General features: G+C 71.7%; 7 protein-coding genes and 1 tRNA gene. 4 read left to right on the forward strand and 4 right to left on the reverse strand.

Features of this window, described 5'->3' with window-relative positions:
* The first annotated feature begins 9 nt into the window (after nucleotides 1-9).
* On the forward strand, nucleotides 10-2,331 hold the full coding sequence (locus tag ACFYXU_RS24465; protein WP_389459941.1) for an FdhF/YdeP family oxidoreductase: 2,322 nt from the start codon (nucleotides 10-12) through the stop codon (nucleotides 2,329-2,331).
* Between the two features lie 351 nt (nucleotides 2,332-2,682).
* On the opposite strand, the gene ACFYXU_RS24470 is transcribed toward ACFYXU_RS24465, so the two are convergent.
* Entirely contained in the window at nucleotides 2,683-5,199 is a 2,517-nt protein-coding gene (locus ACFYXU_RS24470; protein WP_389459944.1) for an ATP-dependent Clp protease ATP-binding subunit, read from the reverse strand.
* A 156-nt stretch (nucleotides 5,200-5,355) separates the two neighbouring features.
* Here ACFYXU_RS24470 and ACFYXU_RS24475 point away from each other — a divergent pair, with 156 nt between their 5' ends.
* Nucleotides 5,356-6,639, forward strand: a complete 1,284-nt coding sequence (locus ACFYXU_RS24475; protein WP_389459946.1) for a YhgE/Pip domain-containing protein — start codon at nucleotides 5,356-5,358, stop codon at nucleotides 6,637-6,639.
* Between the two features lie 181 nt (nucleotides 6,640-6,820).
* Here the strand turns inward: ACFYXU_RS24475 and recQ are convergent, their stop codons facing one another.
* From recQ to ACFYXU_RS24490, 3 genes are all read right to left on the reverse strand, one after another.
* Nucleotides 6,821-8,827 carry a DNA helicase RecQ gene (gene recQ, locus ACFYXU_RS24480; protein ID WP_389406266.1) on the reverse strand — a complete coding sequence of 669 codons (2,007 nt, stop codon included), beginning with the start codon at nucleotides 8,825-8,827 and terminating at the stop codon, nucleotides 6,821-6,823.
* Between the two features lie 77 nt (nucleotides 8,828-8,904).
* Nucleotides 8,905-10,722, reverse strand: a complete 1,818-nt coding sequence (locus tag ACFYXU_RS24485; RefSeq protein WP_376517058.1) for an ABC transporter ATP-binding protein — start codon at nucleotides 10,720-10,722, stop codon at nucleotides 8,905-8,907.
* A gap of 131 nt (nucleotides 10,723-10,853) precedes the next feature.
* Nucleotides 10,854-10,938, reverse strand: a tRNA-Leu gene (locus ACFYXU_RS24490).
* 380 nt (nucleotides 10,939-11,318) lie between these two features.
* Between ACFYXU_RS24490 and ACFYXU_RS24495 the strand changes: the two genes are divergently transcribed.
* Both ACFYXU_RS24495 and ACFYXU_RS24500 read left to right on the forward strand, forming a co-directional pair.
* On the forward strand, nucleotides 11,319-12,191 hold the full coding sequence (locus tag ACFYXU_RS24495) for a serine protease (RefSeq protein ID WP_376517060.1): 873 nt from the start codon (nucleotides 11,319-11,321) through the stop codon (nucleotides 12,189-12,191).
* Between the two features lie 183 nt (nucleotides 12,192-12,374).
* Entirely contained in the window at nucleotides 12,375-12,632 is a 258-nt protein-coding gene (locus ACFYXU_RS24500; protein WP_389460543.1) for an SCO0607 family lipoprotein, read from the forward strand.
* The last annotated feature ends 7 nt before the right edge of the window (nucleotides 12,633-12,639 follow it).

Below are 12,639 nucleotides of genomic sequence, written 5' to 3' on the forward strand. Positions count from 1 at the left end.
TGAAGCGCCGTGAGCACCGACCAGGAAGAGACGACCGCGCGGGACGAGGGCGAGCCCCGAGTGGGCCCGGTTCCCGAGGGCGAGCCGGAGTTCCGTCCGTACCACCACCCGGCGGCCGGCTGGGGCGCCGCGAAGAGCGTGACGAACTTCCTGGTGCGCGAGGGCGCGCTGGTCGACGGACCGCGCGCGATCATGCGGATGAACCACGAGAACACCGGCTTCGACTGTCCCGGCTGCGCGTGGCCCGACGACACCAAGGGCCTCCACCTGGACATCTGCGAGAACGGCATCAAGCACGTCACCTGGGAGATGACCCGCAAGCGGGTCGGGCGCGCGTTCTTCGCCGCGCACTCGGTGACCGAGCTGGCCGGGTGGAGCGACTACGACCTGGAGAACAAGGGCCGTCTCACCGAGCCGATGGTCTACGACCCCGGGTCGGACCACTACGTCCCGATCAGCTGGAAGGACGCCTTCGCGCTCGTCGGCCGGACCCTTCGCGGCCTCGACGACCCGAACCGGGCCGCGTACTACACCTCCGGCCGGCTCGGCAACGAGGCCACCTTCCTGTACCAGCTGATGGCCCGCGAACTGGGCACGAACAACCTGCCGGACTGCTCGAACATGTGCCACGAGGCCAGCGGCCGCGCCCTGCAGGCCGCCCTGGGCACCGGCAAGGGCACGGTGGACCTCCAGGACTGGGAGGCCGCCGACGCCCTGTTCATCTTCGGCGTCAACGCCGCCTCCAACGCGCCCCGGATGCTCACCGCCCTCGCCGAGGCCCATGACCGCGGCGCGCGGATCGTGCACGTCAACCCGCTCGTCGAGGCGGCCGCCACCCGCACGATCGTCCCGCACGACTTCACGGACATGGCCCTCTTCAAGTCGACGCGGACCAGCAGCCTCAACCTCCAGCCGCGCATCGGCGGTGACATGGCCCTGCTGCGCGGCATGGCGAAGGCGATCCTGGAGGAGTCCTCGACCGATCCGAAGGCCCTGGACCGGGAGTTCGTCGAGCGGCACACCTCCGGCTTCGAGGAGTACCGCGCCCTGTGCGAGGCCACGCCGTGGGAGGAGCTGGAACGCCAGTCGGGGCTGAGCCGCGCGGACATCCTGAAGGCGGCCCGGCTGTACGGGGAGGCCGACCGCTCGATCGTCAGCTGGTGCCTGGGCATCACCCAGCACGAGCACGGCGTCGACACGGTGCGGGAGATCGTGAACCTGCTGCTGCTCCGCGGCAACATCGGCCGGGAGGGCGCCGGACCCTCGCCGGTGCGCGGCCACAGCAACGTCCAGGGCAACCGCACCTGCGGCATCGACCACCGTCCCACCGAGGCGTTCCTGGACCGGCTCGCCGAGGTCTGCGCGATCGACCCGCCCCGGGCCCACGGCAAGGACACCGTCGCGAGCATCAAGGCGATGCACGACGGCGGGATCACGGTCTTCGTCGGCATGGGCGGCAACTTCGCGCTCGCGGCCCCCGACACCCCGTACACGTACGAGGCGCTGCGGAAGTGCGAGCTCACGGTGCAGGTCAGCACCAAGCTGAACCGCAGCCACATCGTGCACGGGCGGCAGGCCCTCATCCTGCCCTGCCTCGGCCGGACCGAGAAGGACCACCAGCGCAGGGGCGTCCAGAGCACCTCGGTCGAGGACTCGATGAGCATGGTGCACCTGTCCGTCGGCATGAAGAAGCCGGCCTCCGAACACCTGCTGTCCGAGCCCGCGATCGTCGCCGGCATGGCGCGCGCGGCCCTGCCCGACAGCGCGACGCCGTGGGAGTGGTACGTCGAGGACTACGACCGCATCCGGGACACCATGGCCCGCGCGCTCGACGGCTTCGAGGACTTCAACCGGCGCGTACGGCTGCCGCTGGGCTTCCGCATCCGGCAGCCCGCCCGGGAACTGGTCTTCCTGACCCCGTCCGGGCGCGCCGAGTTCTCCAGCGCCCCGCTGCCCGACGTGGTGCCCGCGCCCGGCACCCTGGCCCTGGGCACGATGCGTTCCCACGACCAGTGGAACACCACGATCTACTCCGACGACGACCGCTACCGGGGCATCAAGAACTGCCGCACGCTGGTCTTCATGAACCGCGCGGACATGCGCGAGCGCGGGATCGCCGACATGGGTCCCGTCGACATCACGAGCACCGCGAAGGACGGCAGCCGGCGGCATCTGAAGGGCTACCTCGCCGTCCCGTACGACATCCCGCGCGGCTGCGCGGCCGGCTACATGCCGGAGATGAACGTGCTGTGCGCGCTGGGCGACTACAGCACCCAGAGCGACCAGCCGATCATGAACCACGTCAAGGTGACCATCGAGCAGGCCTCCTGACGCTTCGGCATCCGCTGCGGGCCGGGCGGTCCAGGAGGGGGTGGGCGCGGGTGCGACCAGGTCGGTCATCAGCGGGGCCAGCGGGGGGACGAAGACGACGCCGCGTCCGTAGTTGCGGCCATGGCGAGCGCGGCCCGCAGGGCGAAGGACAGGGCGCCGTCGACGCTCTGGAGGGCCAAGACGTGTCGTCACACTCCCGTCGTCGCCGGGGCAGACGGGAGTGTGACGACATGCCCCGGCGCGCCCCGGGGCGTGAGCGCCCGGCCCAGGCGCGCGACCGAGGGGTGCGGGCCGGTCGGCGCGGGCCGGCCCGTTCCTCGGCGGCGGGTGCGCCGTGCACGGCCGGGCCGGTCAGGCCGCGGTGGCGCCGGTCCCCGCGTCCTCCTGCTTGCGGACCGTGCAGTGCAGCGAGTCGTCCACGACGTCGGCGACGATCGTGTCGCCGGGATCGGCCTCGCCGCCGAGCAGCAGGGAGGCGACCCGGTTGTCGAGCTCGCGCTGGATGGTGCGGCGCAGCGGGCGGGCGCCGAAGGCGGGCTGGTGGCCGTGGGCGACGAGCAGTTTCTTCGCCGCCTCGGTGACCTCCAGGGTCATGCCCTGTGCGTGGACGCGGTGCTTGCTCCGGTCGAGGAGGTTCTCGACGATCTCCGACAGGTCGTCCTCGGTGAGGCTGTGGAAGACGATGATGTCGTCGATGCGGTTGAGGAACTCGGGCAGGAAGCGGCCCCGGAGGTCCTCCATCAGCTCGTCCTTGAGCTCCGCCGCGTCGCCCTCGTGGGCGAGGATGCGGTGGGCGCCGATGTTGGACGTCATGATGACGACGCAGTGGCGGAAGTCGACCGTGCGGCCCTGTCCGTCGGTGAGGCGGCCGTCGTCGAGGATCTGGAGCAGCGTGTTGAAGACGTCGGGGTGCCCCTTCTCGATCTCGTCGAAGAGCACGACGCTGTACGGCTGGCGCCGGACCTTCTCGGTGAGCTGGCCGGCCTCCTCGTAGCCGACGTATCCGGGCGGCGCGCCGACGAGCCGGGCGACGGTGTGCTTCTCCTGGAACTCGCTCATGTCGAACCGGATCATGCGGTCCTCGGCTCCGAACAGCAGCTCGGCGAGGGTCTTGGCGAGTTCGGTCTTGCCGACGCCGGTGGGTCCGAGGAAGAGGAAGGAGCCGACGGGCCGGTTCGGGTCGCCCATGCCCGCCCGGTTGCGGCGGACGGCCTCGGAGACCGCGGTGACCGCCTCGTCCTGGCCGACGATCCGGCTGTGCATCTCCTCCTCCAGCCGCAGGAGCCTTTCCTTCTCGCCGGCGGTGAGCTGGGAGACGGGGATCCCGGTGCGGCGGGAGACGATGTCGGCGATGTCGGAGGCCGTGACGGAGACGACGCCCTCGCGGCGCTCCTCGATCCCGGCGAGCTCTCCCTCGACCTCGGCGATCCGGTCCTTGAGCTCCTTGGCCTTCTCGAAGTCCTCGCCGGCGACGGCCTCGTCCTTCTCGCGGCGCAGTTTCGCGAGCCGGTCCTCGCGGCTGACGACCTCGGTGGAGCGGCCCGCGCTGCGGAGCCGTACGCGTGCCCCGGCCTGGTCCATGAGGTCGATGGCCTTGTCGGGCAGGAAGCGGTCGCTGATGTAGCGGTCGGAGAGCTCGGCCGCGGCGGTGAGGGCGCCGTCGGCGAAGCGGACCTGGTGGTGGGCCTCGTAGGCGTCCCGCAGTCCTTCGAGGATCTGCACGGTCTCCTCGACGGTCGGCTCCGGGACGAGGACGGGCTGGAAGCGGCGTTCGAGGGCGGCGTCCTTCTCGATGTGCTTGCGGTACTCGTCGATGGTGGTCGCGCCCACGACGTGCAGTTCGCCGCGGGCGAGCGCGGGCTTGAGCATGTTGCCCGCGTCCATCGAGCCCTCGCCGGTGGCACCCGCGCCGACGACGGTGTGCAGCTCGTCGATGAAGAGGATGATGTCGCCGCTCGCCTCCTGGACGTCCTCGATGACCTTCTTGAGGCGTTCCTCGAACTGTCCCCGGTACTGCGCTCCGGCGACCATGCCGGACAGGTCCAGGGAGACGACCCGCTTGCCCTTCAGGGTGTCGGGGACCTCGTCGGCGACGATCCGCTGGGCGAGGCCCTCCACGATGGCGGTCTTGCCGACGCCGGGCTCGCCGATGAGCACGGGGTTGTTCTTGGAGCGCCGGGAGAGGATCTCGACGGTCTGCTCGATCTCCTCGGACCGGCCGACGACGGGGTCGAGCCGCCCCGCCTTCGCCTCCTCCGTCAGGTCCCGGCCGTACTCGTCGAGGGTCGTGGCCGGCTGCTTCGCGGCGGCGGGCGCGCCGCCGGGCTCCGGGCGGGCCGCCTGGTCGGTGAGGCCGCGCAGCCGCTTCACGTCCAGGTCCTCGGCGCGCAGGAAGCGGGACGCCCCGGAGTCGGCGTCGCCGAGGAGGGCGCTGAGGATGTGCTCGGGGCCGATGTACGAGACCCCGGCGGCCTGTGAGTAGGCGTGGGCGGTCGCGAGGGTCCGCTTGGCCGCCGGGGTGAGACCGGGCTCGGCCGAGGGCTCGGCGGACTCCCCGGGGAGGACGTCCGCGAGCTGCTCGGCGAGCCGGTCCGGGTCCACCCCGCCCTGGGTGAGCAGTCGGCGGGTGGGCTCGACCTGGGTCGCCGCCCACAGCAGGTGCTCCGTGTCGAGGTCGGAGCTGCCGTCGGCGTCGGCCTTGCGCGCGGCCGTGTTCAGGAGTTCGTGGGAGGACTCGGTCAGCAGGCGTCCGATGGGCACGCGCTGCACCGCGGGCGGCGAGGACGCGGGCGACATCCCGAAGAACCGGTCGAAGAGGTCGCTGAAGGGATCGGACGAACCGAACGGTGAACCGAACGCCATCGACATGACAGCTCCTGAAGGCACGGAGGGGGGACCTTCCCACTCAAACCCGGCACCCACCGCTCCGCAATCGGAGCGGTGACCGACGGTGAGTCCGACACACCCCTGCCCTTCATCAACCGAAATGCCCGGATCGCGGCCCGGCGCGCCGACGATGGCTCCATGACCTCCGCGATCCCCCCGAACGCTCCGGACCCCGTCCCCCAGGTCCGCGCCACCGCGCTCGTACGGCACGCCCGGCTGTGGCTCGTGCCGACCGTCCTGTGCGCCCTGGTGTCGCTGCTGCTGTCGCTCCTCTACATGGGGGGCATCCTCAGCCCGAGCGACCACCTGGACCAGCTGCCCATCGCCCTGGTCGACGAGGACGAGGGCCGTCCGCTGCCGGGCGGGACGGAGAACCTGGGGAAGCAGATCACCGACTCGATCGCGGCAACCGGCTCCACGACGGCCGACATCGACTGGCGGCGGCTCGACCGGGCGCAGGCCCAGGACGCGCTGGCCTCGGGGAAGGTCTACGGCGCCCTGGTCGTCCCGCCGGACTTCACCGCCTCCGTCGCCGCGCTGACCACGAACCGGGCGGCGGCCCGCCCGACGCTGACGGTGCTCACCAACCCCGGTCTCGGCAGCCTCGGCTCGTCCCTGGCCTCCCAGATCAACCAGGGTGCGGCGCACCGGGCCTCGCTGACCATCGGCAAGCAGCTGTCGGCCGCCGCCACCGAGCCGACCACGCGGGTGCTCCTGGCGGATCCGGTCGCGGTCACCACCCGTGTCGGGCACCCCATCGGGCGGCACAGCGGTCTGGGCCTGTCCGCCTTCTACTACACGCTGCTGCTCGTCCTGGGCGGCTTCATCGGCGGGAACCTGGTCCACAGCGGCGTCGACACCGCCCTGGGCTACATGGACAGCGAGATCGGGCCGTGGCACACGCGTCGGCCGACGGTTCCCGTCAGCCGCACCCAGACGCTCGTCCTGAAGATGCTGATGACGGCCGGGATCTCGCTCCTGACGACCACGCTCGTCATGGTCGCCACGATCGCGGTCCTGGGCATGGACGCGGGGCATCTGCCGATGCTGTGGCTCTTCTCCTACTGCGCGACGGTCGCCGTCGGCCTGGGGGTCCAGGCCATCAACGCCGCTTTCGGCGGCATCGGCCAGCTGGTGTCGATGTTCGTCTTCATCGCCCTGGCCCTCCCCTCGTCCGGGGCGACCGTCCCCCTGGAGGCCACCCCGGGGTTCTACCGCTTCCTCGGGCTCTTCGAGCCGATGCACCAGCTCAGCGCGGGCGTCCGGGCCATCCTCTACTTCGACGCCCGGGCCGACGCGGGACTCGCCCGCGGCTGGATCATGATCGCGGTCGGCGTGGCCCTGGCCCTGGTCTTCGGCTTCGCCATGACCCACTACTACGACCGCCGGGGCCTGCGCCGCCTCACGCCACAGCCCGCGTGAACGGTTAGGGGCGGGCGACGGCGCCGGCGAGCGGCGAGCGGCGAGCCGGCGGAGGCCCCGACGCGGCGCCCCGGGCGTCGTGGATTCCGTCCCGTCCGCTGGCGGCCGTCGCGCCCCGGGAGACGGCCGGGGGCCGTGTCGGATGTCTTCGACACGGCCCCCGGTGACCGCGATCCCCGGTCTACTCGTCCTCGTCCCACGGCGGTTCGAGCTCGTCCATGTCCCACGGCGGCTCCTCGTCGGAGGACGCCGGCGCGGAGGCCCGCGCGCCCGTCGGGCCGGAGGGGGTGGCGGGCGTCTCGGGAGCCGCGGGCGCGTCCGTGCCGCCCGTCTGGGCGAGGGCCTCCAAGACGCCCTCGGCGTACTTGGTCAGCTTGGCCTCGCCGACGCCCCCGACGGTGCCGAGCTCCTCGACGGTGGCGGGCATGCGGGTCGCGATCTCCCGCAGCGTCGCGTCGTGGAAGACGACGTACGCCGGGACGCCCTGCTCGCGCGCGGTCGCGGCCCGCCAGGCGCGGAGGGCCTCGAAGACCGGCACGGCGGCCGCCGGGAGGTCGACCGGCACACGGGCGCCCTTCCCGCCGCGGGACCCGGACTCCTTGCGGGCGGCCGCGACCGCCTTCTCCTTGCGCATCGGGACCTGACGGCGGCCCCCGAGCACCTCGCCGCTCTCCTCCGTGAGGACGAGGGTCCCGTAGTCGCCCTCCACCGCGAGCAGCCGCTGCGCGAGGAGCTGGCGCACGACCCCGCGCCACTCGGCGGTGCCGAGCTCCGCCCCGACGCCGAAGACCGAGAGCCCGTCGTGGTCGAACTGGATGACCTTCGCGGTCCTCTTGCCCTGGAGGATGTCGATGATCTGGCCGGCGCCGAACTTCTGGCGCCGCTCCTTCGCGAGCCGCCACACCGTGGACAGCAGCTTCTGCGCGGCGACGGTCCCGTCCCAGGACTCCCCCGGCGTCAGGCAGGTGTCGCAGTTGCCGCAGGGCTTGCCGGACTGGCCGAAGTACTCCAGGAGCCGCACCCGGCGGCAGTCGACCGTCTCGCAGAGGGCGAGCATCGCGTCCAGGTGCATGGCCAGGGAACGGCGGTGCGTCTCGTCGCCCTCCGAGCCGTCGATCATCTTGCGCTGCTGGACGACGTCCTGGAGGCCGTACGCCAGCCACGCGGTGGCCGGCTCGCCGTCCCGGCCGGCACGGCCGGTCTCCTGGTAGTAGCCCTCGACGGACTTGGGCAGGTCGAGATGGGCCACGAAGCGGACGTCGGGCTTGTCGATCCCCATGCCGAAGGCGATGGTCGCCACCACGACGACCCCGTCCTCCCGCAGGAAGCGGGCCTGGTTGGCCGCGCGCGCCCGGGCGTCCATCCCCGCGTGGTACGGGACGGCGTCGATGCCCTGCTCCACGAGGGCGGCCGCCGTCTTCTCCACCGACGCGCGCGAGAGGCAGTAGACGACGCCCGCGTCCCCGTCGTGCTCGGTCCTGATCAGCTCCAGGAGCTGCTTGAGCGGGTTGTTCTTCGGGACGATGCGGTACTGGATGTTCGGCCGGTCGAAGCCCGCGACGAAGTGCCGCGCGTCCTCCAGGCCCAGCCGCTTCGCGATCTCCGCGTGGGTGGCCTCGGTGGCCGTCGCGGTGAGCGCGATCCGCGGCACCTTCGGCCACCGCTCGTGCAGCATCGAGAGCGCCAGGTAGTCGGGCCGGAAGTCGTGGCCCCACTGGGCGACGCAGTGCGCCTCGTCGATCGCGAAGAGCGACACCGTGCCCCGGTCGAGCAGCCGCTGGGTCCCCTCGGTGCGCAGCCGCTCGGGCGCCAGGTAGAGGAGGTCCAGCTCGTCCGCGAGGAACGCCTGCTCGACGGCCTGGCGCTCGTACGGGTCCTGCGTCGAGTTCAGGAAGCCGGCCCGCACCCCGAGCGCCCTGAGCGCGTCCACCTGGTCCTGCATCAGGGCGATGAGCGGGGAGATCACGACGCCCGTGCCCGCTCTGACCAGCGCGGGGATCTGGTAGCAGAGCGACTTGCCGCCGCCCGTCGGCATCAGGACGAGCGCGTCGCCGCCGCCGACGACCTGCTCGATGATCTCCCCCTGCTCCCCGCGGAAGGAGCTGTAGCCGAAGACGCGGTGGAGCACCCGCGCGGCGTCGGAGGTCTCGGCGGCGGGGTCGGGAGCGGGGGCGTCGGAAAGGACCATTTCTGAAGCCTAGCCGTCCGCACCGACACCCCGGCCCCGCCCTCGGCAACCTGTGGACAACTCCCCCGGCAACCGGATCAGAGCGGCCGGGCCGCCGCGGGGGTGTCGTCGAGGAAGCCGCCCGACTGGTGCTGCCAGAGCTTCGCGTAGGCCCCCTCGGCGGTGAGCAGCTCCTGGTGCGTGCCCTGCTCGACGATCCGGCCCCGGTCGAGGACGACGAGCCGGTCCATGGTGGCCACGGTGCTGAGCCGGTGGGCGACCACGAGTGCGGTGCGCCCGTCCATGAGCCGCCACAGCGCGTCCTGCACCAGGATCTCGCTCTCCGAGTCCAGGGCGCTGGTCGCCTCGTCGAGGAGCAGGATCGGGGCGTCGCGCAGGATGGCCCGGGCGAGGGCGACCCGCTGGCGCTGGCCGCCGGAGAGCTTGACCCCGCGCTCGCCGACCATGGTGTCGAAGCCGTCCGGGAGGGCGTCCGCGAACTCCGTGACGTGCGCCGCCTCGGCCGCGCGCCGGATCTCGGCCTCGGTGGCGTCGGGCCGGGCGAAGGCGATGTTCTCCCGGAGGGTCCGGTGGAACATGGCGGGGTCCTGCGGCACGTACGCGATCATGCCGCGCAGGTCGGTCTGGCGGAGGCGGCCGATGTCCTGGCCGCCGATGGTGATCCGGCCGCCATCGATGTCGGTCATCCGCAGCAGCAGCCGGGTGAGGGTGGTCTTGCCGCCGCCGGACCGGCCCACGAATCCGATCTTCGCTCCGCTCGGCACGTCCAGGTCGAGGCCCTCGAAGAGCGGCTTCGCGCCCGCGTGGGCGAAGGTGACCTTTTCGAAGCGGACCTCGGCGCTCTCGGCCCGGAGGGGTTCCGGGTCCTCGGGGTCGAGGACGGTGGGCCGTTCGAGGAGGAGCTCGGTGAACTGGCCCGCCTCCGTCATGGAGCTCTCCAGGCGCCGGTAGATCTGGTTGAACTCGAACATGATCCGGGTGGCGTTGGCGTAGTAGGTGAAGGCGACGATGACGGCCTCCACGCCGTGCTCCCCGCCGCCGAGGGTGACGGCGAGGACGAGGCCGAGGACGTTCGTCAGGACGGACATCGGCGCGACGAGCGTGTCGATGCGCAGGTTTCCGTAGTCCCAGGAGCGCAGGGTGAGCCGCCGGGACTCGGCGACGCGGGAACGGTGTTCGGCGGCCTCGCGGCGCTCGGCGCCGAAGGAGCGGACGGTGTCCATGTTCGTGAGGCTGTCGGCGACATGGCCCGAGACCCGGGCGATCGCCTGTTCGCGCCGGGCGACGAGCGCCTGGCGGCGCCGGATCAGCGGGGCCACGCCGACGCCGGTGACGGTGATGAGGAACAGGAGTCCGGCCACGAGCAGCGGGTCGTACTGCCAGAGCACCACGGACGCGAAGAGGAGGGGGACGAGGCTGCCCATGACGGAGAAGGTCAGGGTGTCGACGAACTCCTCGAAGCGGGCGGCGAAGCTGAGGACCCGCTTGGTCAGCGATCCGGCGAAGTTGTCGTGGAAGAACGCGGCGTCCTTGGCGAAGAGTTCGTCCATGCCGATGACGTAGAGGTGCTCGATGCCACGGGCGTCGACGCGGTTGAGGCAGTGCAGTCCGACGCGCCACAGGGCCTCGCCGAGGAGGAGGACGACGGCGAAGGCGAGGACGTAGGGAAGGAGCGGGCCGAGCCCTCCGCCGGTGCCGTCGCCGACGATCCGGCCGACGAGCTTGGCGACGACGAGCGGGGCGGCGTAGTTGATGGCGACGTTGCCGAGTGCGGGAAGCAGGAGAGCGGGTGCGGCCAGCCGTCGGAGGCGGAGCAGTTCCCGTGCGTAGAAGCGGAGTGCGAGGAGTACCGAGCCCTTGTTCGGCACACCTTCGTGCGATTGCGGTGATCCCATACCCAACCCTGTGATGTGGTGACGAAGGCGAGTAAACGGAGTCTCCCGCGCGGATGCCGTCGCGGTCCAAGCATTAAAAAAACCACGTGGTGGCCGGGATGCGTCCCGACCACCACGTGGTGTGTCTTCTGTGTCCGAGGGGGGACTTGAACCCCCACGCCCGATAAAGGGCACTAGCACCTCAAGCTAGCGCGTCTGCCATTCCGCCACCCGGACCGGTAGCCCGCCGCGATCCGCATCTCTGCTGTCCGCGGCGACAGAGAACAATCTACCAGGCCCCGGGGTGCTCCTCACCCACGTTTCCGGTGGTCAGCGGGGGTGGGGGCGTCCCGGTCCGACCGTGGCGGCGGGCGGGGTCCAGCGGCGGGCGCGGTGCCGTCCCGCCGGGAGGTCGCGGCCCTCCCGCCGGCGCCGTCCCGGGACGGGGTCGCCGGCGGAACCCACGAACGAGTGAGCGCTTCGTCGGCGCGTACGGGGTCCGCTCGGCCTTCGCAACCCACCACGCCCTCTTGCCACTTGGGCCACCTCCTTTCGAGAATGCACATGACAACCGAAGGATTCTCGGTTGCACGGTCGTTCCAGAGGGGAACCCCCACATGAAGAAGCCTCTCGCCGGCGCCCTGCTCGCCCTGCTCCTGGCAGGCGCGGCAGCGGTCCCGGCCGCCGCCTCCACACCCCGGGAGACGGTCGCGCAGACCCCGGCCGCCGCACCCGCGCCCCAGGGCCGGGCCGTCGCCGCCGTCGACTTCGCGGGAACCGTCGCGCTCAGCAACTGCTCCGGCTCCGTCGTCCGCGCCCCCAGCTCCCTGCCGAGCGACCCCGCGCTCGTCCTCTCCAACGGCCACTGTCTGGAGACCGGCATGCCGGCGGCGGGACAGGTGATCAAGGACCAGCGGTCCAGCCGTTCCTTCACCCTGCTCAACTCCGCCGGCTCCGGCGTCGGGACCCTGAAGGCCAGCAAGATCTCGTACGGCACGATGACCGACACCGACATCTCGATCTACCAGCTGACCAAGACGTACGCGCAGATACAGAGCCAGTACGGCATCAGCGCCCTGACCCTCAACGACGCCCACCCGACCCAGGGTTCGTCGATCAAGGTGGTCTCCGGCTACTGGAAGCGGATCTACAGCTGCAACGTCGACGGCTTCGTCTACCGCCTGAAGGAGGGCGGCTGGACCTGGAAGGACTCGGTCCGCTACACCTCCGCGTGCAACACCATCGGCGGCACCTCCGGCTCGCCCGTGATCGACACCACCACCGGCAAGGTCGTCGCCGTCAACAACACCGGCAACGAGAGCGGTGAGCGCTGCACCGAGAACAACCCGTGCGAGGTGGACCAGAACGGCACCGTGACCGTCCGCAAGGGCATCAACTACGCCCAGGAGACGTACACGATCGTTCCCTGCATCGGCGCCGGGAACGTGATCGACCTGAACCGCGCCGGGTGCACCCTGCCCAAGCCGTGACGCGGGGCGCCGTCTCCGCGGACCACCCGCGGAGACGGCGCACGACTCGCCCCCGGGTGAGTCCGCGTACCTCATCACGGGCCGCGCCCGCCCGCCGAGACTGGGGGCACCAGCGAGAAAGGCCCGTCACCGTGACCACCCGGCAGCCCCCCGCCCCCACCGCCCCGCCGCGCCCTTCCCGGGATCGCCGTCGCGGGCCTCACCGCCGCCCTGCTCCTGACGGGCTGCGCGAGCCAGGAGCGCATCTGCGGCTCCGGCCACGACCCCGTCAAGGCGGTGGGCGACGCCGACGGCCAGGACTGCGTGGCCGACGGCCAGGACCCGGCCGAGGGCTGGGTCCGCTACCCGGCGGGCCAGGTGTCCCGGTACGTCGGCGACGAGTGGGACCGCCACAGGAGCACGGTCGCGGTGGACGCCGAGGGCCGCCCGGTCCAGGACTGACCGGGCG

The organism is Streptomyces sp. NPDC002232 (assembly GCF_042890295.1).
Lineage (GTDB): Bacteria > Actinomycetota > Actinomycetes > Streptomycetales > Streptomycetaceae > Streptomyces.